The organism is Flavobacterium sp. N502536, assembly GCF_025947345.1.
Lineage (GTDB): Bacteria > Bacteroidota > Bacteroidia > Flavobacteriales > Flavobacteriaceae > Flavobacterium.
Genome location: NZ_CP110011.1, coordinates 2,963,218 through 2,985,826 on the forward strand (window position 1 = coordinate 2,963,218; position 22,609 = coordinate 2,985,826).

The 22,609-nt window shown below is 39.7% G+C and carries 13 protein-coding genes, 2 tRNA genes and 3 rRNA genes; 7 read left to right on the top strand and 11 right to left on the bottom strand.

All coding sequences use genetic code 11. From position 1 onward, the window contains the following. Positions 1 to 1,182 carry a DNA polymerase IV gene (dinB, locus tag OLM61_RS12720; protein WP_264523032.1) on the bottom strand — a complete coding sequence of 394 codons (1,182 nt, stop codon included), beginning with the start codon at positions 1,180 to 1,182 and terminating at the stop codon, positions 1 to 3. A gap of 85 nt (positions 1,183 to 1,267) precedes the next feature. Between dinB and OLM61_RS12725 the strand changes: the two genes are divergently transcribed. After that, entirely contained in the window at positions 1,268 to 2,041 is a 774-nt protein-coding gene (locus OLM61_RS12725) for an XRE family transcriptional regulator (protein WP_264523033.1), read from the top strand. Positions 2,042 to 2,247: 206 nt separating this feature from the next. Here the strand turns inward: OLM61_RS12725 and OLM61_RS12730 are convergent, their stop codons facing one another. From OLM61_RS12730 to OLM61_RS12775, 10 genes are all read right to left on the bottom strand, one after another. After that, positions 2,248 to 3,009, bottom strand: a complete 762-nt coding sequence (locus OLM61_RS12730; RefSeq protein WP_264523034.1) for a phosphatase PAP2 family protein — start codon at positions 3,007 to 3,009, stop codon at positions 2,248 to 2,250. A gap of 735 nt (positions 3,010 to 3,744) precedes the next feature. Then, positions 3,745 to 5,466, bottom strand: a complete 1,722-nt coding sequence (locus OLM61_RS12735; protein ID WP_264523035.1) for a cell wall metabolism sensor histidine kinase WalK — start codon at positions 5,464 to 5,466, stop codon at positions 3,745 to 3,747. A gap of 91 nt (positions 5,467 to 5,557) precedes the next feature. Next, the gene (locus OLM61_RS12740) at positions 5,558 to 6,685 is read right to left on the bottom strand and encodes a sensor protein KdpD (protein WP_264523036.1); all 1,128 of its coding nucleotides are present in this window, start codon (positions 6,683 to 6,685) and stop codon (positions 5,558 to 5,560) included. A 198-nt stretch (positions 6,686 to 6,883) separates the two neighbouring features. Next, positions 6,884 to 7,960 carry a porin gene (locus tag OLM61_RS12745; protein WP_264523037.1) on the bottom strand — a complete coding sequence of 359 codons (1,077 nt, stop codon included), beginning with the start codon at positions 7,958 to 7,960 and terminating at the stop codon, positions 6,884 to 6,886. Positions 7,961 to 8,189: 229 nt separating this feature from the next. Beyond that, complete coding sequence (locus OLM61_RS12750; protein ID WP_264523038.1) at positions 8,190 to 8,741, bottom strand: K(+)-transporting ATPase subunit C; 552 nt, start codon at positions 8,739 to 8,741, stop codon at positions 8,190 to 8,192. Positions 8,742 to 8,837: 96 nt separating this feature from the next. Beyond that, entirely contained in the window at positions 8,838 to 10,871 is a 2,034-nt protein-coding gene (gene kdpB / locus OLM61_RS12755; RefSeq protein ID WP_264523039.1) for a potassium-transporting ATPase subunit KdpB, read from the bottom strand. Between the two features lie 200 nt (positions 10,872 to 11,071). Beyond that, on the bottom strand, positions 11,072 to 12,793 hold the full coding sequence (gene kdpA, locus OLM61_RS12760; protein ID WP_264523040.1) for a potassium-transporting ATPase subunit KdpA: 1,722 nt from the start codon (positions 12,791 to 12,793) through the stop codon (positions 11,072 to 11,074). A gap of 93 nt (positions 12,794 to 12,886) precedes the next feature. Then, positions 12,887 to 12,964: a K(+)-transporting ATPase subunit F gene (gene kdpF / locus OLM61_RS12765; protein ID WP_073075461.1), complete on the bottom strand. Its 78-nt coding sequence runs from the start codon at positions 12,962 to 12,964 to the stop codon at positions 12,887 to 12,889. A gap of 151 nt (positions 12,965 to 13,115) precedes the next feature. Next, positions 13,116 to 13,397: a hypothetical protein gene (locus OLM61_RS12770; RefSeq protein WP_173964278.1), complete on the bottom strand. Its 282-nt coding sequence runs from the start codon at positions 13,395 to 13,397 to the stop codon at positions 13,116 to 13,118. A 253-nt stretch (positions 13,398 to 13,650) separates the two neighbouring features. Continuing rightward, positions 13,651 to 14,994, bottom strand: a complete 1,344-nt coding sequence (locus OLM61_RS12775) for a sigma-54-dependent transcriptional regulator (RefSeq protein WP_264523041.1) — start codon at positions 14,992 to 14,994, stop codon at positions 13,651 to 13,653. A 353-nt stretch (positions 14,995 to 15,347) separates the two neighbouring features. Between OLM61_RS12775 and OLM61_RS12780 the strand changes: the two genes are divergently transcribed. From OLM61_RS12780 to rrf, 6 genes are all read left to right on the top strand, one after another. Further along, positions 15,348 to 16,349, top strand: a complete 1,002-nt coding sequence (locus tag OLM61_RS12780) for an LLM class flavin-dependent oxidoreductase (protein WP_264523042.1) — start codon at positions 15,348 to 15,350, stop codon at positions 16,347 to 16,349. Positions 16,350 to 17,311: 962 nt separating this feature from the next. Continuing rightward, positions 17,312 to 18,825, top strand: a 16S ribosomal RNA gene (locus OLM61_RS12785). Positions 18,826 to 18,951: 126 nt separating this feature from the next. After that, positions 18,952 to 19,025 (top strand) — tRNA-Ile (locus tag OLM61_RS12790). A gap of 181 nt (positions 19,026 to 19,206) precedes the next feature. Next, positions 19,207 to 19,280, top strand: a tRNA-Ala gene (locus OLM61_RS12795). Between the two features lie 127 nt (positions 19,281 to 19,407). Continuing rightward, positions 19,408 to 22,291 (top strand): 23S ribosomal RNA (locus OLM61_RS12800). A 149-nt stretch (positions 22,292 to 22,440) separates the two neighbouring features. Further along, a 5S ribosomal RNA gene (gene rrf, locus OLM61_RS12805) occupies positions 22,441 to 22,550 on the top strand. The 16S, 23S and 5S rRNA genes sit together here with 2 tRNA genes alongside, the layout of an rRNA operon. The last annotated feature ends 59 nt before the right edge of the window (positions 22,551 to 22,609 follow it).

Here is a 22,609-nt window from a genome sequence, read left to right on the forward strand (position 1 = left end):
TTATTTGATGCGTTTTAAAATTTCGTCCTTAGTATTGGGTTTAAAATGAGCTCCTGCACAACGCATTACGGCATCAAAACCATAACGGCTTTTCATTTTGTCCATAGCGGCGTAGAGCGATAACATTTCCTGCGTGTCTTCAAAAAGATCAATTTGATAAGTTCCGCGTACGAGTCCGCTAAAGCGAATGCCAATCAGGCGAAGCCGCATTCGGCGCTGGTAGACTTTTTCAAAGAGTTCTGTCACATTTTTGGTCAGAATATGATCTGCTGAGGTATAGGCAATTTTAGATTGTTTGGTTTCGGTATCAAAATTGGCGTAGCGTATTTTAACCGTAACCGTTGAGGTGAGCCATTGTTCAGCCCGAAGCTGGAAAGCCAGTTTTTCGACCATTCCTAAAAGTATTCTTCTCAGTTTTGCAATGTCGATTGTATCCTGAGAAAAAGTAGTTTCGGTAGATATTGATTTTCTTTCCGTGTAAGGTTCTACGGGAGTGTGGTCAATTCCGTGTGCTTTTTTCCAGAGCTCGAGACCATTTTTACCAATCATTTGCTGTAAAACTTCGGCAGGCATTTCGGCTAACGTCTGAATTTTACGAATGCCAATTCTGGACAAAAGCTGAAAAGTAACCGCTCCAACCATTGGAATTTTCTGAATGGATAAAGGATTTAAAAAGTCCTGTACCCCTTGTTCCGGAATTTCAAGATTTCCTACTGGTTTGCCTTCTCCGGTGGCTATTTTAGAAACGGTTTTATTAATAGACAATGAAAAACTAATGGGTAATCCGGTTTCTTTAATTACAGATTGTGCCAGTTCGTTGGTCCATTTATAACTTCCGTGAAATTTATCCATTCCGGTAATGTCGAGGTAAAACTCATCGATACTGGCTTTTTCTAAAACAGGCGCTTTATCCTGAAGAATTTGTGTAACATCATGCGATAATTGCGAATACAATTCCATATCGCCTTTCATGACTTTTGCGTCCGGACAAAGTTTTAATGCCATACGGATCGGCATAGCAGAACGGACTCCAAATTTACGGGCTTCATACGAACAAGAGGCCACAACACCGCGGTCTCCGCCGCCTATAATAAGCGGGATTCCGTTGAGTTCAGAGTTGGTGCGTCTTTCACAGGATACAAAAAAGGTATCCAGATCCATATGTACAATTGCCCTTGCCATTTTCTTGTTTTTGTAGTAAACAAAATTAGTACAGATGATAACATTTTTTTGTATATTTGTTGTTCCAAATTATAACAAATTAATTATGTCCCTATTTTCAGATAACATCAGAGCATTGAGGGTTAAGCATAAAATATCGCAGGAGAAATTAGCTGAGAACCTAAAGATTACCCGAGGAAGATATGTTAAATACGAGGACGGAACCTCTGAGGCGCCGTACGATATCTTGAAACAAATTGCCTTATATTTTCATACTAGTATTGATTTACTATTGTCTGTCGATATACGTAAGATTGATATCGAAAATTTGATAAAACTGGAAGGCAACCGACTCATTCTGCCCATACAGGTAGACCGTTTTGGGGAGAATTATATCGAAATTGTATCCCAAAGAGCAAAAGCAGGTTATCTAAACGGATATGCCGATCCGGAATATATCGAAAGTTTGCAGCAAGTTTCCCTTCCGTTTTTGGGGCCGGGTAAACATCGCGGATTTCCTGTTGAAGGCGATTCGATGCCGCCACATGAAGACGGATCTATTATTATTGGGCGTTATGTAGAAAGGCTGGGAGAGGTGATGGATGGTAAGACGTATATCCTGATTACCAAAAATGAAGGAATGGTTTACAAACGTCTGAACAAAAACAAAAAGAACACTTTGGTTTTAGAATCGGATAATCGTTTTTATCCAAATTATGAAGTGAAAGCCTCTGATATCTTAGAAATCTGGGAATATGAATGTAATATTGGAAGAAGCGATAAACGCCATGAGCAGACAGAATCTCAAAGTATGAAAGACTTACTTCTGGAGGTAAAAAGAGAGGTAATGGAGATTAAGAATAATACTTCGAATACGTAAAAGGTTTTTTGCCACAGATGGCACAGATTATTTTTTTCCGCCACAACCCGAGCGATAGCGAACGGACGAAGTAATTCACGAATTTTATTTAAGCTCTAAACCCGATTTATAATTGATAGTCGTCTGTCGGTCTGAGCGAAGTCGAAGACCTTTTGTGCTAGAAAGCCCTTCGACTTCGCTCAGGAAGACTATAGCCAATAAAAAAACTAAAAAACCTTCACAAATCCCAATCCGTATTGTTTGCCATTATAAAAAGGCATTACCATAGAAGTTGATTTGTTTTCGGAAGATGATTTAAATAGTTTTTTGGTAATATAGGGATTGATCCAGTAGGCAATTTTAGTACTCAAAATCCCGATTCCGGCTCCGGCAGCAACATCCGTTAACCAATGACGGTTGTTGTAAATTCTGAAAAGTCCGGTTCCGGTTGCTACGGCATAACCGGCAATTCCGTACCAAATTGATTTGTCTTTGTATTCCTGCCATAAAAACTCCGCTCCGGCAAAAGCAGTCGCGGTATGCCCTGAAGGAAAAGAGTTGTTCGAACTTCCGTCAGGTCTTTCTACATGTGAAATCGATTTTAAGCCCAAAACAGTTGAAGCCATAATTACGTATGAGGTTACAAAAATGACAGACCGATCCCGCATAGTATTCTTTCCTTTCACACCAAAAGCATTCAGCGCATAAACCGAGGCAGCCGGCGCATATTGAGAGAAATCATCAATAGTGATTTTGTTGTCAATGTCTTCAGTAACTTCTTTTTTAATCTGCGAATTGAAACTCAGCAACTGATCACTTTCAAGTCCAATTACTCCGTAGCCAATTAATACCCCCGGAATGATTAGTTGTTTGTAGTTGAATTTTAATTGTTGTGAAGTACTGTCAATTTTTGTAATAGAATCATTTTGCTGTGCATTGGCACCCAAAAAACCAAATAAAAATACCAGAGAAATCGCTTTGTAAAACATCTTCGTTATTGTTAAAAGTTGCAATAATAACGTATGTCTAACCTAAGTATTTTTGGTTTAATTGAACCTTAAGCGAATATTAACCCGGTGGCTTTAAAATAGAGAATTGAATTAAGATTGGCTAAATATTATATAATTCCGTAGGAATGGTTTATAATTGTAGCGACGGATTTTAATCCGTCGAAAATTGGTGTGCATTTTAAAGAGTTCCATCGGAACGATTCATGTTTTAGTTTTTATTATAACGGGACCGAATTGAAATCCGGCTGACAAAATGGGTCGAGCCTATGGCTCTTTGATTCGCGGGTTTCTTTGATTGACCGGATTGAAATCCGGCCTATAAATATGTACGAACCTATGGTTCTTTTGTATTGTGGGATTTCTTACCAATCGGATTAAAATCCGGCTTTAAAATAGAGAATTGAGTTAAGATTGGCTAAATATTATATAATTCCGTAGGAATGGTTTATAATTGTAGCGACGGATTTTAATCCGTCGAAAATTGATGTGTATTTAAAGAGTTCCATCGGAACGATTCATGTTTTAATTTTTATGATAACGGGATCGGATTAAAATCCGGCCGACAAAATAGGTCGAGCCTATGGCTCTTTGATTCGCGGGTTTACTTGATTGACCGGATTAAAATCCGGTCCTATAAATATGTACGAACCTATGGTTCTTTTGTATTGGAAATTTTTTGATCCGATTGCTCTTTTTCTTCGAAAAATAAAATATCTAAACCTTCAACGAAAACCAAAACGTACTTCCTAATCCCAAATTACTCTCAACACCAATAGTTCCGTTTTGAGCTTCGATAAATTCTTTGCTGATGGCGAGCCCCAATCCGGTTCCTGATTTCTGGCTTCCCGGAATTTGAAAATATTTATCGAAGACTTTGTCTTTATAGCGGGCATCAATTCCTTTTCCGGTATCGATAACCTCAAATGTAATTTGATCGTTTTCTTCTTTTAACCGGATGGTAATGGTACTTTTTTCAGACGAATAGGTAATCGCATTCGACAAATAATTAATCAAAACCCATCCTGTTTTTTCACTGTCGGCTTTTACATCTTGCAGGTGTTCATTGGCTTCAACAATGAGTTTGATTTGTTTTTGTTCGGCCTGAATTTTTACGGCTTCAGTTGCATAATTTACAATCGAATAAGGATTGCTTTTCTCAATGTTTAACTGAATATTCCCGGTTTCTAATTGTGATAAATTAAGCAATTCGCCTGTAATTTTCAATAAACGCTGACTGTCTTCTTTAATGCTTTCTACAAGTTGTTTCTGATCGTCGTTCATTTCACCTGTCTTATTGTTTTGAAGCAATTGAAGGCTTAGTTTTATAGAAGCAATGGGCGTTTTTAATTCGTGCGAAACGGTTGCAATAAAATTAGTCTTTGCAAAATCGAGTTCTTTAAACAAGGTAATATTTCGCAGGATGATTACATCTCCAATATTAATTTCCTTTTCTTCGCCCGTTGGAGTTATGGTGATGTTGATGGTTTCTTTATCAAAATAACTTTCTTTCCCGTGAGCAAAAATTTTCATTGGGTGTTTTTTCTGAGAATCAGCGGCCGGTTCTTTGAGAATCAAAGAGCGAATTAAATCATTGGAGACAGCCAAAGCTGAAGCCGATTGACCAATAACATCTTCAAGTTTCATTCCGATGATTTTGAGAGCTTCATCATTTACAAACAAAATCACGCCTTCCTGGTCTAATCCAATAATAGGATCGTGCATGTTATTGATCAGGGTTTCCAGTCGTTTTTTCTCGAAGAATAATTTGTACAAATTACTATTGTTGTATTCCTGTAGTTTTTGCGCCATGGTATTAAAGGATTTTGCCAGATCACCGTATTCGTTGTGATTGGTAAAATGCACCCGTTCGGAATAATTTTTATTGGCAATTTCCTTAATACTCTGCGTTAATTCCTTAATTGGATTGGCAATATTATTGGGCAAATTAACGAGCAGATTAAAGGCAATTAAAAAGCAGAGTGTTCCCACAATGGCAATCCATAAATTGGCATTTTCAGCGGTATGTCTGGCAATATCACTTTTTTGCTTGATGGCATCCAGATTGAGTTTCATAATCGAAAAAATATCCTGCCTGATTTGTGCTTTCACGGTTTCATTAGAACCATTTTTTTCTAAAAGCGCAAAGTCATTTTCTAGTTTGGCAGTGGCTTCTTTTTCTCCGGGTTCTGTAACGTTTCGGGTTTGTTTTTCAAGATATTCTTTAAAAGTATGAATCGTACTATCAGTATTCACTTTGATTTCATCCAGAGATAAAATCATATTTCTGGAATATTCCAGCGTATTGTAATTCGCTTTCAGAATATTCTCGGTATCTGCTTTGATTAAAAAAACAGCATATCCGCTCACTAACGAGAGTATAATAATCATTAAAAATAACAACCCGACTCCCAGATTCAATTTGGTTTTAATTCTCATTTTTTGCTTTTTCTAGTAAAAAAGTTAGTTGTGAAATGTAAAATGTATTTCGCAAAAACATCTCACATTTTACATAAAAACATTTCACATTTTACGATAATATAACAAGATCAACATTTGATAAAGACAGACTATTCAATAGACGTCTGAAAATTGTTGTAGACAAAATTACTTTAAATAAATTTAAATGTGGTTTCCCAATACATACAGTTGTAATGTGCTTTTCTTCGACCGTCATTAAAATGGCGTCGGCAATATTTTTGTTTTCTGTTTTAATCACTTCGGCACCCAGCTGAACAGCCAGTTTAAAATTATTAATCAAATGTCGTTGTTTGTCCAATGCAATTTTGGTACTGCTTTCTTTCGGAGTTTCTACATACAAAACATACCAGGATCCGTTATAATAACTTGCCAGACGTGCCGCTTTTCTGATTACAATTTTTGCTGTTTTGTCGTTGCTGCTAATGCAGGCCAGTAATTTTTCGTGTCTTAATGCATGCAGCTGGGGTACTTCGTTTTCTACTTTTCGAACTACCTGGCTGGCAACTTCTTTCAAAGCCAATTCACGCAATTGTAAAATTTGTTCTGATTTGAAAAAATTAGACAAAGCAGTCTGAATCTTATCTGCCGTATAAATTTTTCCTTCTTTTAAACGTGCAATCAAATCTTCAGAGGTCAAATCGATGTTTACGACTTCATCGGCCAGTCGTAAAACATTATCGGGAATACGTTCCTGAACATCAATACTTGTGATGCGTTTAACGTCTTCATTTAAACTTTCGATATGCTGAATATTCACTGCCGATATCACATTGATTCCGGCTTCCAGAATTTCCAGAACATCCTGCCAGCGTTTTTCGTTTTTGCTTCCTTCAACGTTGGTGTGTGCGAGTTCATCGACAATGACAACTTCGGGTCTAAGGTTGATTATCGCCTGTACGTCGAGTTCTTCGAGCTCTTTCCCTTTATAGAAAATGGTTCGCCGTGGAATCACAGGCAAACCAGATAAAAGCTCATGCGTTTCTTTTCGCATGTGCGTTTCGATGTAACCAATTTTTACATCAATTCCGTTTTTTAATAACGAATGTGCTTCCTGCAGCATCCGGTAGGTTTTACCCACACCGGCACTCATCCCAATGTAGATTTTAAACTTTCCCTTTCGTGATTTCTGAATTAAATCGAGAAAGTGCTGTGCATTATTTTCTTTTTCTTCTTTCATAATTTTGCCGCTAAGGCGCTAAGACACAAAGTTTTTTTTAGCCACAGATTGCACAGATTCGAAGGATTATTGAATGGCTTTGTGTAGATTTATTTGCCACGAATTCACGAATTGTATTGATGTTATTTATAAATAAAAATTCGTGAATTCGTGGCGAAAAATATCCTTTTAATCTGTGTAATCTGTGGCTGATATTTTTTAAAAACTAATTGCCAGCGAAGTTGTTACAAATGTATTTGTACTCGTTGGAAGATTGTTTTTTGTAAATATTTCATCTTTACTGGAAAGATTTCTTGCTTCTAATCTAAACATTACATTATCAGTGACTAAGTAATCAAAGTTAGCTGAAAATCCGTAAGTTTTAAAACCATTTGGAGTTTGGGTTGCTATAATTACTCCTTTTTCATCACTATAATATTCGCCGCGGGCTGCAAGCTGAATTTTGTCAGTTGGTTTGTATTGCAAAATCAAAATCGGAGAAAACCAGGCATCATATTTAGCACTGTTTTTAGCCGATTGTTGTGTTCCAACATCAAAACCAGCCGTGATGTTTGTTTTATCGGTTACTTTAAATTGTCCGTAAAAATTATTAAAATAGCGCCATTTTTTGTCAATATCTGGTTGCTCATTTCCAACATAAGTGCTCCAGTTCAGTACCACTTTGTCTGATGGTTTGTAAGTAATCTGAGTTCCAAAAGCAGGAGTTTGATTGCCTTCTACTTTTTGGATGCGCTGCCAGCCATTCAAATACATTGCGGCTACATACCATGCTCCGGATTCAGAAGTATAACCAATTTTAACCCCCGTTTCATAATAAGGAGAGTTTTCAGCCAGAATACTTCGGGTCAGATTTTGACAATCTTTTCCGATAGCACTTTCAAAACCAAGATGTGATGGCATAATTCCCGCATCAACCCATAAATTATGAGAAGAAGAAATCTTCACTCCCACATTGGCTTCATATACATTTTTTAATAAACCCTGCTCGGCAGCCAGGTTGTACTCGGCGTAAGTTCCGGCCATCAGCGCAAAATTTCCGCGAACATTGCCTTTGCTGTAGTTCACTTTTGCCAACCCTAAATTGATATTCATTTCATTACTTTTATTGTAGTTGTAAATAAATCCCGGGCGGGTATGATTATCCGGTTTTCCAAAATCATAGCTGTAATAAACGTCTACGTATCCTGAAAATGTAAACGGACTTTTTGATTCTTCCTGAGCGTGTAAATTGCTATAACCAAAAGCGATTAAAGCGGTAAGTATAATTTTTTTCATTTTGTGGTATTCAATTATTTATTTAGTAGATTTTTTTAGGAGCTAATCCCGCTATCCGTTTCAATCTTTTGTGTCCGCCGCGGCGGACACAAAAGGATTTCCACTACTATCGGGGCTAGATTATTCGGGGCAAAAAGGGGGATTATATCGATTTTATATCCTAACAGGTTTCCAAAACCTGTTCAAAGAAAAAACCTTAGCACCTTAGTATCTCAGTACCTCAGAGCCTCTATTTCAATTGATCAAGGGCAATATTCAGTTCCAGTACATTAACTGTTTCCGGACCTACAACAGCAGTATTGATTTTAGATTCTACCAAAGTTTTTACTTTAGCCTCGTCTAATTTTCTTTCTTTGGCAATTCGTTTCACCTGAATCAAAGCGCCTTGCGGTGAAATATTCGGATCTAAACCGCTTCCTGAAGCTGTAACCATATCTGCAGGAATCTCTGCTTTTTTCAAATACGGATGAACGATTAAAAACGTATCGACTCTTTTTTGAACCAAAGCCAGGTATTCGGCATTACTTGGTCCTTTGTTGCTTCCGGCACTTCCGGCAGCATTATAATCTACAGCCGAAGGTCGTCCCCAGAAGTAATTGGACTTATCGAATTTCTGACCAATTTTTTGGTATCCTACCACTTTTCCCTTAACCAAAATCGTTTCTCCTTTTCCTTGATTAGGAGCAAATTGTGCAATTCCATAGATTGCAAGAGGATAAATAACTGCAAACAGAATTACGGTTAGCAGCGTAAGCTTGAATAGTGAAAATATATTTTTCATTTTATTTTTATTTTTGAGGTTCTGAGTTGCTAAGTTTCTAAGCTGCTAAGGAAAAAACTTAGAACCTTAGCAACTTAGTTTCTTAGTAACTTTTATTTACATGAAGAGAGCAACAACTAAATCAATTAACTTAATTCCGACAAAAGGGACAAGTAATCCGCCTAAACCATAAATCAACAGGTTTCTTTTTAAGATGGCACTTGCTCCGATTGGTTTGTAATCGACACCTCTTAATGCCAGAGGAATTAGTATCGGAATAATTACTGCATTAAAAATTACGGCCGATAAAATGGCGCTTTCCGGACTGTGCAGACGCATGATGTTTAAACCTTCCAAAGCTGGAATTGCCGTGATGAAAAGGGCAGGAACGATCGCAAAATACTTCGCTACGTCATTGGCAATGGAGAAAGTAGTCAGCGTACCACGAGTCATTAATAATTGTTTCCCAATTTCGATGATCTCAATTAATTTTGTTGGATCATTGTCAAGGTCAACCATGTTTCCGGCTTCTTTGGCAGCCTGCGTTCCACTGTTCATGGCAACACCTACGTTGGCTTGCGCAAGGGCAGGAGCGTCATTGGTTCCGTCACCCATCATGGCGACTAGTTTACCCAGATTCTGCTCGTTTTTGATGTAGTTCATTTTATCCTCAGGCTTCGCTTCGGCAATAAAATCATCCACACCGGCAGCTTCAGCGATAAACTTCGCCGTAAGCGGATTATCTCCGGTCACCATTACCGTTTTAACTCCCATTTTTCTCAAACGGTCAAAACGTTCTTTCATTCCCGTTTTAATAATATCCTGCAATTCGATAACCCCCTGAACCTGATTGTCTTTAATAACCACCAGCGGTGTTCCTCCTTTAGACGAAATATCAATTACCTTTTGAGCAATATCTTCAGGGAAAGAGTTTCCGGCTTGAAGGGCGATATTTTTTGCGGCATCCTGAGCTCCTTTTCTAATATTGGTACCGTCTTTTAAAACAACTCCGGAAGTCCTGGTTTCTGCGGTAAACTTAATTAAAGTAGCACCTTCAATAGATAATTTATTGGCAAGTTCGGCTCCAGCCAATTCCACGATACTTTTTCCTTCCGGAGTGTCATCTGCCAATGAACTTAGCACGGCAGATTTTATAAAATCTTCTTCTGAAACACCTTTAGCAGGATAAAAATTCGTTGCTTTTCTGTTTCCAATTGTGATGGTTCCGGTTTTATCCAAAAGTAAAACGTCAATGTCTCCGGCAGTTTCAACTGCTTTTCCGGATTTTGTAATAACATTGGCACGTAAAGCTCTGTCCATTCCCGCGATTCCGATTGCAGAAAGTAAACCTCCAATGGTAGTTGGAATTAAACAAACAAACAAAGCGATGAAAGCCGCAATCGTGATGGGTGCATTTGCATAGTCGGCAAACGGTTTTAGCGTAACGCACACAATCACGAAAATTAAAGTAAATGCGGCTAATAAGATGGTTAATGCAATTTCGTTTGGTGTTTTCTGACGGCTTGCACCTTCTACCAAAGCAATCATTTTGTCCAAAAAGCTTTCGCCTGGTTCCGACGTTACAATTACTTTTATTTTGTCTGACAATACTTTTGTACCACCAGTTACAGATGATTTATCACCACCGGCTTCCCGAATTACAGGAGCACTTTCTCCTGTAATGGCACTTTCGTCTATAGTAGCCAATCCTTCGATAATTTCACCATCAGTAGCAATTAAATCACCTGCTTCGCAAATGAAGATGTCTCCTTTTTTCAATTCAGAAGAGCTGATGTTTTTGATTTCTCCGTTAGATAAAATCTGTCTGGCCGGAGTTTCTTCCCTTGTTTTTCTTAAACTGTCGGCCTGTGCTTTTCCTCTGGCTTCGGCAATGGCTTCGGCAAAATTGGCAAACAAAAGTGTGGCCAGTAAGATTAAAAATACAATTAGGTTGTAAATAAAACTACCCTGATCCTGAGCTCCCATTAAGATGGAAACACAAACAGCAAACATAATGGCAGTTCCTATTTCTACAGTAAACATTACCGGATTTTTGATCATCATTTTTGGATTAAGCTTTACAAAAGATTGCACTAAAGCTTCTTTTACCTGCTTACTTTCAAATAATGATGTGGATTTATTATGAGTCATTTTTCTTTATATTATTTATTAGTTGACTGTTTCTTTTAACACATAGAAACATAGATTCTTTCTTTTGAGATTAAGGACGTTTTACTTTCATACATTCACATAGCTATGTGAAAAAATGTGTTTTCTTTAATTTTCTTTTGAATTCATTTTATCTATGTTTCTATGTGTTTAAAAAACATCGTTTAGCATTGAGAAACGAATTATTTTAGTGTGAAATATTCCGCTAAAGGTCCAAGTGCCAACGCCGGGAAGAATGATAAAGCAGCGATAATTGCGATTACGGCAAAAACCATTATTCCAAAAATTGTAGTATCCGTTTTTAAAGTTCCTGCACTTTCCGGGATGTATTTTTTACCTGCCAGTAAACCTGCGATAGCCAATGGTCCAACGATTGGAATGAAACGGCTTAACAATAAAACAATTCCTGTAGTGATATTCCAGAACGGATTGTTATCTCCCAAACCTTCAAAACCTGAACCATTGTTGGCAGCACTTGAAGTATATTCGTATAACATTTCTGAGAATCCGTGATGTCCCGGATTGTTGAGCCAGCCTGTTGCGTTTCCGCTAAACCACCATCCCATTGCAGTATCATTTGCTGCAAAATAAGAGGCTAAAGCTGTTCCTGATAATATTAATAAAGGATGAAGAATTGCAATGAAAGCAGCAATCTTAACTTCCCGGGCTTCAATTTTCTTTCCTAAAAATTCAGGAGTCCGTCCTACCATTAATCCGGAAATAAATACTGCCAGAATAATGAAGACATAAAAGTTCAGAATACCAACACCGCAACCGCCATAAAAGGCATTCACCATCATGGCAAGTAATTCCATTGCTCCTGATACCGGCATCGAACTGTCATGCATACTATTTACAGAACCTGTAGAGATTACGGTTGTGGCAATACTCCAGAAACCTGAAATGGCTGGCCCTAAACGAACCTCTTTTCCTTCCATTGCTCCGGTTGTCTGAGCGATTCCCATTTTTTCTATAGCAGGATTTCCGTTGATTTCACTCATTACCGTCGGGATAACCAGTAACAGGAATCCAACCGTCATAACACCAAAAATGACATAAGATAATTTTCTTTTTTTCAAATAAAAACCTAAGGCAAAAATCATGGCAAACGGAACAATTAATTGTGCCCATAACTCCACCGCATTACTAAAATAGGTTGGGTTTTCTAACGGATGCGCTGAATTGGCTCCAAAAAAACCACCACCATTGGTACCGATATGCTTGATGGCAATAAAGGCTGCGGCAGGTCCGCGGGAAACTTCTACGTGATCACCTTGTAAAGTTGTAATCGCGTCTTTCCCTTCAAACGTCATAGGAGTTCCGCTAAACAATAGAGCAACTGCTACAATAGCCGAAAGAGGCAATAAAATACGCGTACAACTTTTGATAAAATAATTGTAAAAGTTACCCAGTTTTTCGGTTGTTCTTTCCTTCATTGCAGTGAAAACCATCGCAGCTGCGGCCAGTCCTACACCAGCAGAAACAAATTGAAGGAACATCAGGAACATTTGTGACAGATAAGAAACACCGCTTTCGCCCGAATAATGTTGTAAGTTACAATTCACAACAAATGAAATGGCAGTATTAAAAGCCAGATCCGGACTCATTGACGGGTTGTTATCGGGATTTAAAAACAGCGATCCCTGGAACAATAAAATGAAAAAGCAAAGAAAGAACCAAATCATATTAATACCTAAAAGTGCTTTTAAGTGTTGTTTCCAGTTCATTTCTTCAGTGGAATTGATACCGCTGATTTTAAAGATGAGTTTTTCAATTGGATTGAAAATCGGGTCAAAAAGTGTTTTGTCTCCTAAATAAACTTTAGCAACATATTTTCCTAAGGGAATGGCTAAAACTATCGTGAGGATAAAAATACCAATGACGCCTAATAATTCTGTATTCATAATTTTTTTTAATTTTAGTGAAATGTCAGATGTGATTTGTAAAAGGAGATCGATGCATAACATCCAACATCTCACTTATAACTTGTAACATCATTAAAATTTTTCGGGTTTAATTAATACATAAACCAAATAGCCAAAAACGGCAATCGAAACAATAAATAGTGCAGTCATGATTTAGATTTTTTCAAAAAATTCAACCGATTTAAAACAGATTGCAAAGAGTAGGGCGCCCAATGCGAGTAAAAGAAATGTGATTAACATAGATTATAGATTATTAGATTGTTGGATTATTATATTGGAGACAGTCAACCGATCAGGCACTTTATACGCCTGAGGTATTAACTTGTCGGATATATTCTGCTTTAAGCGTTTGTGGAAAAAGATGTGAGATATTACAGTGACGCATTTCCATAAAAGAAGAAACCGAAAAAACATACACATTCGAAATGGCGTTTTTAGTTTCGATACTTCCGTTGATGAATAGGCGTTCAGCAAGTGCCAGGCATTTTTTTGCGCGAACAATATTGCCGGATATTATTGATTTTTTAGTTATCTCAGCAAAGCGATCAGCTTGTTTGTAGATTGAAGTGACTTGATTTTTCATGAGAATGAATTTTTGTGTTCTTCCCACTTATGCCAAAAGTTAGACCTAAATTATGAAATAACAGCTAAGGTGTTGCTGGTAAATGAATTATGCTTTTGTGCCAAAAATCAGGTATAAAAAAAGCCTATCATAATGATAAGCTTTTATTGAAATGATAAGGTGATTTGGTATTTGTAAGATGTGAAATGTGATTTGTAAAATGTAGTGTGAAATGAAATCGTATTCACAACTAACATCTCACATTGTCACATTACTACTGAATCCCATACTCGTCTAATTTTCTATACAGAGTTGCAATCCCGATTTCGAGTAAGCGTGCCGTTTCGGCCTTATTGCCTTTTGAATAGTTTAGAACCTTCTGTATGTGCAGTTTTTCAACACTCTGCATCGAAAAAGCCGACATCTGCTTGGTGTTTTTTTCTTTTTCATGTTGCATTTCGTATGGTAAAACATCTGAAGTCAGCGTATCGTTACTACTTAAAATAACCGATCTTTCGATAATGTTTTTAAGCTCACGAATATTTCCCGGCCACGAATAATGTTCTAATTTTTGAATGAAATCATCGGCTACCTGCAATGTTTTTTTATTGGTTTTCTCAGAAAACTGCTTGACAAAAGAGTGTGTCAAAAGCGCAATGTCTTTTACCCTTTCGCGTAATGGCGGCAGTGTAATCTCAAAAATATTGAGTCGGAAATACAAATCGGAACGAAAACGATGTTCTTCGCTTTCTATTTTTAAATCTCGGTTTGTTGCGGCAATCAACCTGAAATTTGATTTTTTTGGAGTAGTATCACCAAGCGGAATGTATTCGCTGGTTTCTAAAACGCGCAACAATTTGGCCTGTAGTTCAATGGGCATTTCTCCAATCTCATCCAGAAATAAAGTTCCGCCATTGGCTTCTTCGATAAACCCTTTTTTATCTTTTAAAGCTCCGGTAAAAGCGCCTTGTTTATGTCCGAAGAGTTCACTTTCGAGGATTTCTTTGCTGAAAGTACTGCAGTTTAAGGCCACAAAAGATTTACCCACACGATTACTGTTTTCGTGAATGGCTTGTGCAAAAACCTCTTTTCCCGTCCCGGTTTCGCCTGTCAGTAAAACAGTCGAATCGGTTTTGGCCACTTTTTTAGCTAAATCAACAACCTGCTCGATGCCTTTCGATTTTCCAATAATTGTATTAAAAGAATATTTGTCGCCAATGCGTTTTTCGAGTTGTTTTACCTTTTTTTGTAAATGTACTTTCTCGACAGCTTTGTAGAGCAGCGGAATGATTTTATCATTGTCATCACCTTTTACAATATAATCGAAAGCTCCATTTTTCATAGCCTGAACGCCGTCCGGAATATTTCCGAAAGCCGTTAGTAAAATAACTTCAATCAAAGGAAAACTTGCTTTTATATGCTGCAGAAAGTCAACACCATTTCCGTCGGGTAATTTTACATCACATAAAACGACATCAATATCGGTTTGTTCGAGCTTCTTAAAACCAGATTTTAAATCTTTGGCTTCAATTACTTCAAATCCTTCCGATTTAATAATGCGTGCCAACAAACTTCTTAGTTTTTCTTCGTCGTCTATAATTAAAATTTTATTTGTCATTTGGGGATATAGTTAAAGCGGGGAGTTAATTTCGAAATACAAATTTACTCTTTAAATCTTTTGACTCACGGATTGCAGGATAAATTTGAAGAAAAAAAGGAGGGATGAATTCAGGTTTAAAAAGTAAAGCTTCCTGTTTTTTCTGAAATTGCTCCAGCGGAGTAAAATGTTTCTGGTAAATGTAATTTTCAGGTATCAAAAAGCTCCAGAGGAGCGAATGTTCTAACAGATTACTGAAAATAGTATTCACTAGTGTTCGGTTTTTACGAAAGAAATATTATAAATCTATTAACATTAGAAAACAAAAGGCATCTGTATAAATGAGTTAATTTTGTATCCTAGCATTTTTTTATATGAAAAACCCAATTTCAGTCTCATTATTAGAGCTCGCTATCATTACTCAGGATAGCAATGCCAAAGAAACATTTCAAAAAACAAAAGACATAGCGCAATTAGCAGATAATTTAGGATACAAGCGATTTTGGCTTGCAGAACACCATAATATGGCGCATGTTGCCAGTTCTGCTACAGTTGTCTTGATTGGTTATATTGCGAGTCAGACTCAAAACATTCGGGTAGGTTCCGGCGGAATCATGTTGCCCAATCATTCTCCTTTAATAGTAGCAGAGCAATTCGGAACTTTAGAAACACTTTATCCGGGTAGAATTGATTTAGGTCTAGGAAGAGCTCCCGGAACAGATCAGCCAACAGCCGAAGCCATTCGAAAGGACTTTTTTGAACAGGCGCAGCGGTTTCCGCAAAATGTAACAAAGCTTCAGGATTACTTCTCTACCGAAAATGCAACAGCAAAAGTAAGGGCATTTCCGGCAGAAGGAACAAATGTTCCCATCTGGATTTTAGGTTCAAGTATGGACAGTGCTGCTCTTGCTGCAGCCTATGGATTGCCATATGCATTCGCCGGGCATTTTGCTCCGCGACAAATGATACAGGCATTTGAGTTTTATCGCGAAAATTTTCAGCCGTCAGCTACTTTAGATAAGCCAAGAACCATGGCGTGTGTCAATATTGTTGCGGCAGATACAAACGAAGAAGCCGAAAGGTTGTCTACCAGTTTGTATCAGATGTTTTTGAATTTAATTCGAAACGATCGTAAAGGTTTGCAGCCTCCTGTAGACTCTCTCGATGCTATCATGAGCGAAGAAGAGCGCTTTCATGTCAACCAGATGACCGCCTGTACTTTTACCGGAGATAAGGAGCACTTGGCAACAGATCTTAAAAAGTTTATCAATTATGCTCAAATCGATGAGTTGATGGTGACCAGTCCTATATTCGATCATCAGGCCAAACTTAAAAGTATTCATATTACAAAAGAAGTTATCGATAGTTTAAATTAAATACCTACATATATAGTACCAACCCGACAGGTTTCCAAAACCTGTCGGGTTTATTTTTTGCTACCTTATAGTAGGAGTAATTTTTGTCCAACCGAGCGAAAATATAATAAGAGTGCTTTTGTCCGGCTGAGCGAAGTCGAAGCCATCAAGTTTGGATTTTGGTATTTGGAATTTGAAGTTAATGAGAAGCCCTCTCCCGCTATCCGCTACAATCTTTTGCTTTTTAAAGGAAAAAGCAAAAGGATTTCCACTTCTATCGGGGCTAGGGGATAGGTTTTCAAAAGAAAACAACCCAAAAAACAAAAACGCAGCGTCCTTTTAAACCCGACAGGTTTTCAAAACCTGTCGGGTTTGTTTTGCGAGACCAGTAAAATCGGGGCGTTTGGAAAGATGGGATTATCCTGAAAGAGATTCACTAAAGAAAAACCTTTCAAAACTAAAAATAGATTAAATTCTAAAAGGGGTGTTATCAGAGTGTTAACAAAAAGTTTTCAAAAACATCAAAAATACTTGTGTAAAAAGCTTGTAAAAGTGAATAAAGTGTCTACTTTTGCACCCGCAACAGCGACAGACGTTCACCGAAATACTGGCAAGAAAAGGAATCAAAACGAAAAGAAATTTTCAAATAAAAATTCAAAAAAGCTTGCGAGAATGGAAAACGGATATTACATTTGCACCCCGCAAAACACGGGAAGCTCATTGAAAGATTGGAAGGAGAAAGAAGTAAAGTTGAAAAGAAATTTTCTAAAAAAAACTTCAAAAAACTCTTGCCATTTAGAAATAAGTTTTCTACTTTTGCACCCGCTTTGAAACACAAGCCAAACACAAGAAGACACGTTCGTAGACATATTGAATTGACAGCCGTTTTAACAGAGATGTTAAAACAAAAGAATAAGAGTAATGGAATCGAGAGATTCGCAAAGAACCGATAGAGACGACATCGCAATATAATATAAAAATATACGATGAAGAGTTTGATCCTGGCTCAGGATGAACGCTAGCGGCAGGCTTAACACATGCAAGTCGAGGGGTATAGTTCTTCGGAACTAGAGACCGGCGCACGGGTGCGTAACGCGTATGCAATCTACCTTTTACAGAGGGATAGCCCAGAGAAATTTGGATTAATACCTCATAGCATAGCAATCTCGCATGAGATCACTATTAAAGTCACAACGGTAAAAGATGAGCATGCGTCCCATTAGCTAGTTGGTAAGGTAACGGCTTACCAAGGCTACGATGGGTAGGGGTCCTGAGAGGGAGATCCCCCACACTGGTACTGAGACACGGACCAGACTCCTACGGGAGGCAGCAGTGAGGAATATTGGACAATGGGCGCAAGCCTGATCCAGCCATGCCGCGTGCAGGATGACGGTCCTATGGATTGTAAACTGCTTTTATACGAGAAGAAACACTCCAACGTGTTGGAGCTTGACGGTATCGTAAGAATAAGGATCGGCTAACTCCGTGCCAGCAGCCGCGGTAATACGGAGGATCCAAGCGTTATCCGGAATCATTGGGTTTAAAGGGTCCGTAGGCGGTTTAGTAAGTCAGTGGTGAAAGCCCATCGCTCAACGGTGGAACGGCCATTGATACTGCTAAACTTGAATTATTAGGAAGTAACTAGAATATGTAGTGTAGCGGTGAAATGCTTAGAGATTACATGGAATACCAATTGCGAAGGCAGGTTACTACTAATGGATTGACGCTGATGGACGAAAGCGTGGGTAGCGAACAGGATTAGATACCCTGGTAGTCCACGCCGTAAACGATGGATACTAGCTGTTGGGAGCAATCTCAGTGGCTAAGCGAAAGTGATAAGTATCCCACCTGGGGAGTACGTTCGCAAGAATGAAACTCAAAGGAATTGACGGGGGCCCGCACAAGCGGTGGAGCATGTGGTTTAATTCGATGATACGCGAGGAACCTTACCAAGGCTTAAATGTAGATTGACCGGTTTGGAAACAGATCTTTCGCAAGACAATTTACAAGGTGCTGCATGGTTGTCGTCAGCTCGTGCCGTGAGGTGTCAGGTTAAGTCCTATAACGAGCGCAACCCCTGTTGTTAGTTGCCAGCGAGTCATGTCGGGAACTCTAACAAGACTGCCAGTGCAAACTGTGAGGAAGGTGGGGATGACGTCAAATCATCACGGCCCTTACGCCTTGGGCTACACACGTGCTACAATGGCCGGTACAGAGAGCAGCCACTGGGCGACCAGGAGCGAATCTATAAAACCGGTCACAGTTCGGATCGGAGTCTGCAACTCGACTCCGTGAAGCTGGAATCGCTAGTAATCGGATATCAGCCATGATCCGGTGAATACGTTCCCGGGCCTTGTACACACCGCCCGTCAAGCCATGGAAGCTGGGGGTGCCTGAAGTCGGTGACCGCAAGGAGCTGCCTAGGGTAAAACTGGTAACTAGGGCTAAGTCGTAACAAGGTAGCCGTACCGGAAGGTGCGGCTGGAACACCTCCTTTCTAGAGCCTTAAATGTTAGCAGTAATGCACGTTAAGGAAAAAAGATGTTTATTTAAAGGATCTGAATCGCTAAATTCAATTACTCTTGCTGTTAATTTAAAAAAAAATGAAAATTAAGTAAAACAGAGTCTCGTAGCTCAGCTGGTTAGAGTACTACACTGATAATGTAGGGGTCGGCAGTTCGAGTCTGCCCGGGACTACTTTTTTAGAATTGTTGATTGTTAATTATTAATTATTAATAAAAAACAACAACAATAACAACAAACTAAAAAAGACTGAAATACTTAAATAAGGAAATTCTAGAAGTTGGAATTCACCAAAGGAAATTAGAGAAGAATTAGAAATCTAAAATCTGAATTCTACAATCTAAGATTGAAAAATGGGGGATTAGCTCAGCTGGCTAGAGCGCCTGCCTTGCACGCAGGAGGTCAACGGTTCGACTCCGTTATTCTCCACAGATCCGAAAGGATAAAAGTTCATTGACATATTGAGATAAGAAAATAATAAAAAGTAGAAAGCGTTTTTTGTTATTTAATAACAAAAGACAAAAAAAAACGGTCATAATTAAATTTATGATTGGTACAATAAGCAAAATAAGGGCGTATGGGGGATGCCTAGGCTCTCAGAGGCGATGAAAGGCGTGATAAGCTGCGAAAAGCTACGGGGACGGGCACACACCGATTGATCCGTAGATACCTGAATGGGGCAACCCACTATGTTGAAGACATAGTACACCGATAGGTGGGCAAACCCGCTGAACTGAAACATCTAAGTAGGCGGAGGAGAAGAAAACAAAAGTGATTCCGTAAGTAGTGGCGAGCGAACGCGGATTAGCCCAAACCAATGATGTTACGGCATTGTTGGGGTTGTAGGACCACGACATTTTATGTACAAGGAACCGGAAGTTACTGGAAAGTGACGCCATAGAGGGTGATAGCCCCGTATGGGTAACGAGTATAATAGATAGTGGTATCCTGAGTAGGGCGGGGCACGTGAAACCCTGTCTGAATTTGGCGGGACCATCCGCTAAGGCTAAATACTCCTGAGAGACCGATAGTGAACCAGTACCGTGAGGGAAAGGTGAAAAGAACCGTGAATAACGGAGTGAAATAGATCCTGAAACCATACGCTTACAAGCGGTCGGAGCCCTTTCGTGGGGTGACGGCGTGCCTTTTGCATAATGAGCCTACGAGTTAACGTTGCTGGCAAGGTTAAGTGATTAAGTCACGGATCCGTAGCGAAAGCGAGTCTGAATAGGGCGCTTTAGTCAGTAGTGTTAGACGCGAAACCGTGTGATCTACCCATGGGCAGGTTGAAGCTGTGGTAACACACAGTGGAGGACCGAACCGGTTGACGTTGAAAAGTCTTCGGATGACCTGTGGGTAGGGGTGAAAGGCCAATCAAACTCGGAAATAGCTCGTACTCCCCGAAATGCATTTAGGTGCAGCGCTGAGCGTAAAGTTATATAGAGGTAGAGCTACTGATTGGATGCGGGGGCTTCACCGCCTACCAATTCCTGACAAACTCCGAATGCTATATAATGTTTCTCAGCAGTGAGGGCTTGGGTGCTAAGGTCCAAGTCCGAGAGGGAAAGAACCCAGACCATCAGCTAAGGTCCCCAAATATACGCTAAGTTGAAAGAACGAGGTTTGTCTGCCCAGACAGCTAGGATGTTGGCTTGGAAGCAGCCATTCATTTAAAGAGTGCGTAACAGCTCACTAGTCGAGCGGACGAGCATGGATAATAATCGGGCATAAGCGTATTACCGAAGCTATGGATTTACAAGCAATTGTAAGTGGTAGGGGAGCATTCTAACAGGGTTGAAGGTGTATCGTCAGGTATGCTGGACTGGTTAGAAAAGAAAATGTAGGCATAAGTAACGATAATGCGGGCGAGAAACCCGCACACCGAAAAACTAAGGTTTCCACAGCTATGCTAATCAGCTGTGGGTTAGTCTGGTCCTAAGGCGAACCCGAAAGGGACAGTCGATGGCCAACGGGTTAATATTCCCGTACTACTAATTACTGTGATGGGGTGACGGAGTGATGAAAGCGCCGCGAACTGACGGAATAGTTCGTTGAAGTACCTACCTATAAGATGCGCAGGCAAATCCACGCGTCTTGGGGAAATACGATAGTACTCGGAGTCTTCGGACAAAGAGATAGTGCGCCTAAGGGCTTCCAAGAAAAACCTCTAAACTTCAGGTAATTAGTACCAGTACCGTAAACCGACACAGGTAGTTGAGGAGAGAATCCTAAGGTGCTCGAGAGATTCATGGCTAAGGAATTAGGCAAAATAGACCTGTAACTTCGGGAGAAAGGTCGCCCCGAGCAATCGGGGCCGCAGTGAAGAGGTCCAGGCGACTGTTTATCAAAAACACAGGGCTCTGCAAAATCGTAAGATGAAGTATAGGGCCTGACACCTGCCCGGTGCTGGAAGGTTAAGAGGAGATGTTATCTTCGGAGAAGCATTGAATTGAAGCCCCAGTAAACGGCGGCCGTAACTATAACGGTCCTAAGGTAGCGAAATTCCTTGTCGGGTAAGTTCCGACCTGCACGAATGGTGTAACGATCTGGACACTGTCTCAGCCATGAGCTCGGTGAAATTGTAGTAACGGTGAAGATGCCGTTTACCCGCAGTGGGACGAAAAGACCCTGTGCACCTTTACTATAGCTTAGTATTGACCTTGGATAAATGATGTGTAGGATAGGTTGGAGACTGTGAAGTGGCGTCGCCAGGCGTTGTGGAGTCATTGTTGAAATACAACCCTTTGTTTATCTGAGGCCTAACCCCGTATTGCGGGGGACATTGCTTGGTGGGTAGTTTGACTGGGGTGGTCGCCTCCAAAAGAGTAACGGAGGCTTCTAAAGGTTCCCTCAGTACGCTTGGTAACCGTGCGTAGAGTGCAATGGCATAAGGGAGCTTGACTGAGAGACATACAGGTCGATCAGGTACGAAAGTAGAGCATAGTGATCCGGTGGTTCCGCATGGAAGGGCCATCGCTCAAAGGATAAAAGGTACGCCGGGGATAACAGGCTGATCTCCCCCAAGAGCTCATATCGACGGGGGGGTTTGGCACCTCGATGTCGGCTCGTCACATCCTGGGGCTGGAGAAGGTCCCAAGGGTTGGGCTGTTCGCCCATTAAAGTGGCACGCGAGCTGGGTTCAGAACGTCGTGAGACAGTTCGGTCTCTATCTACTGTGGGCGTTAGAAATTTGAGTGGATCTGATTCTAGTACGAGAGGACCGAATTGGACAAACCTCTAGTGTATCTGTTGTCCCGCCAGGGGCACCGCAGAGTAGCTACGTTTGGAAGGGATAAGCGCTGAAAGCATATAAGCGCGAAACCCACCACAAGATGAGATTTCTTTTAAGGATCGTGGAAGATGACCACGTTGATAGGCTATAGATGTAAAGGCAGTAATGTCATAGTCGAGTAGTACTAATAATCCGTAAGCTTATGTACACCCTTTTCCTCCGGGGCAACCCGGAGGAAGAAACTTTCTAAACAATTTATGTTTCTTTATCTCAGTATGTTAAAATATTATTTTAATTATCAATTGTGAATTATCAATTATTAATTAAAAAAAATTGCCCAAAGCAATTATAACTTCTTAAGGTGGTTATTGCGGCGGGGCTCACCTCTTCCCATCCCGAACAGAGTAGTTAAGCCCGCCTGCGCAGATGGTACTGCAGTTATGTGGGAGAGTATGTCGTCGCCTTTCTTTTTAAAAACCCTGTTTCGAATAGAAACAGGGTTTTTTGTTTTATAATGGTTTTTGAG